Source organism: Endozoicomonas sp. ALC013 (genome assembly GCF_049310205.1).
Taxonomy (GTDB): Bacteria; Pseudomonadota; Gammaproteobacteria; order Pseudomonadales; family Endozoicomonadaceae; genus Endozoicomonas.
Window position 1 is genome coordinate 1 of the sequence record NZ_JBLYNS010000310.1, and the last position, 2,550, is coordinate 2,550.

A 2,550-nucleotide genomic window follows, 5' to 3' on the forward strand; every position below is an offset into this window, starting at 1 on the left:
CACCGGTGGTCTTCACAACGTTGTCGAATGCAGTTGTGTTGGTGACAGTGCCACCGTTATCTACCTTGCCACCGCCGATGGCGGCATGGCTCCCCTTACCGGAGGTGGTTACCTCGCTCCCGAATGCTGAAGTGCTGGCCACGGTGCCGTTCACATAACCTGCGCCGATGGCGGCATTGGCATTATTACCGACGGTTTTCACTCGGCATCTCAAGGCTTCGACATGGGAAATCACTGCATCATTGCCAATACTGCCACTACCAATACCGGCGTCGGCCCCCTCACCGTGGGTGACCACCGTGCTGTTTCTCGCCAAGATGTCCACTACCGCCCCCCCCGACAGGACTCCCGCCCCGATACCTGCGTCGGCATCATTGCCGGTGGTTATGACCTGGCTGTTTTCCACATAGATGTCACGAATGGTGCCGTTGCCGCTCACTCCACAAGCCACCACGCCCGCTGGCCGACTGGCGCTGACGATATTGGCACCAGTAAAGTGCAGGTTACTAATGGTCCCGCCATCCTCAACGGTATCCACCAGGCAGCAACCCAGGTTGGCAATCGTAGTGGTATAGTTCTGGCCATTGTACTGGCCGGTAAAGCGGCTGATGGGTCGGCTCAGGTTTCTGGCATCAATATCTTTGGTTTGGATATAGTTGCCGTTTATTGGATAGTTGGGGTCGGTGCCGATTTTACCCAGGGTCTTGACGTCGGTGACTTCAATCATCTGATAGGTGACTGTTGGCGGCGTGGAGCTGGAAGTCAGGGTGTGCGTAGAAGCTGTCATTGCTTCTGGTGTTGAGGTTTGTGCAGATGCGGTGACTTGGCTGCCAGTGGTTGGGATGGCTTCCGGAGCAACAGGACATAACTCTAACCCGGCGAGACTGTCACCTGTTAATGCCTCAAAATAGCAGTCACTGGGCTGGCAATTCGGCTTCACCAGGGGAGGGTCAACAGCTTCACAGAAATTATCCAGCAAGTAACTGCAATCCCCGATGGTGTCTCGTTGCAGTTTATCGTTAACGCGGACATCACAGTAAGTGGGGTTACGCCCTCCCCCGATATTATTCGGAAAACTGGTCTGACTACTTTCGACAGTGCTTTTTACCGCCTTGGTGTTGACAACATTGCCAATAAACGCAGAACCGATACCGGCATAGCCAGAAGCACCGGAGTTTTTAACCGTGCTGTTGAATGACATTGTGTTAGCAACAGCTCTATAGGTTCCACCGGTTCCACGAGGAGGAGTAAAGACCCCCGCCCCGATACCGGCAAAACTGGAAACACCGGAGGTTTCCACTGTGCAGTTTATCGCTGTGGTGTTGACAGCAGCCCCCATACCCACTCCGATACCGGCACTACCACCATCAGAACCGTGGTTTTCCACCGTGCAGCCAATTGCCAGAGTGTCGGCTGCAGCCCCCTTACCCACCCCGATGCCGATATTACTCGAATTACCGTAGGTTTTTACCGTGCAGTTCATTGCTGTAGTGTCGGCAGCGATGCCGCCCCCCACCCCGATGCCGGCATTACCCTCAATACCGTAGGTTTCTACCGTGCAGTCCTTTGCTATGGTGTTATCAGCAGTACCTCCATCCCCCGACCCGATACCGGCATTACTCCCCTCACCATTGGCTGTTACCGTGCAATTCATTGCCGTGGTGTCGGTAGCGTCCCCATTCCCCACCCCGATACCGGCACTAACGTAAGAACCGGAGCTTTTCACATTGCAGTTCATTGCTGTGGTGTCGACAGCGGTACCACGCCCCACCCCGATACTGGCACTACCGAAAGAACCGGCGCTTTCCAGCGTGCAGTTGACTGCCTTGGTCCTGGTGACGCTTGACGAAATCTCACGCCCCGCTCCGATACCGGCATTGCCTCCGGACGTTTTTACCGTGCAGCCCGTTGCACTGGTGTCGGCAACGCTTCCTTCATCAACACGGCCCGCCCCGATACCGGCATTATTGGAGGTTATCACCTCGCATTTTTCTGCAGTCGTGCCGCTAACCGCTCCATGGGTCACATGCCCCGCGCCAATACCGGCATTCGCCACTGGGCCGGAAGTTTGCACATTGCAGTTTACTGCGGTCGTGTTTCTAACAGTTCCTTGATTAACTTCGCCCACGGCAATACCTGCGCTTGCATAATTACCCCTGGTCTTAAGGGAAGCACTTTCAACGTGAATATTGCTGACCACGGCACCACCTGACATTTTACAAGCGGCTACCCCGGTTGAAGCTTTCTCACGTGTTGTCTTTATATCTGCTTTTGTAAAGCGCAGGTCATCAACTTCACCCGTCAGATTTTTCACCAGACAGCGGCGAAGACCATAAATGGTATTACCCTGACCGTCGTACTTACCGTTAAATGCATGGTTTTTACTGCCAATGGAGCGGGACAAGCCGCCACCATCAATATCCGCAGTCTGCCGGTAAGTGCCATTCAGTGGATAGTCCGGTTCACGGCCAATCTTGCCCAGAATTGTGGCATTCGGCACATCAATCGGCACTTCTGTTTTACTGCCGGATGAGGATGCAGCCGCCGCAG

The 2,550-nt window shown here is 54.5% G+C and carries 1 protein-coding gene; it reads right to left on the bottom strand.

Annotated elements, in window-relative coordinates; translation table 11 throughout:
- Nucleotides 1–2,500: hypothetical protein (locus tag ACO6V1_RS23390; RefSeq protein ID WP_422468929.1), on the bottom strand; the 2,500-nt coding region annotated here is incomplete at its 3' end.
- Nucleotides 2,501–2,550: the final 50 nt, after the last annotated feature.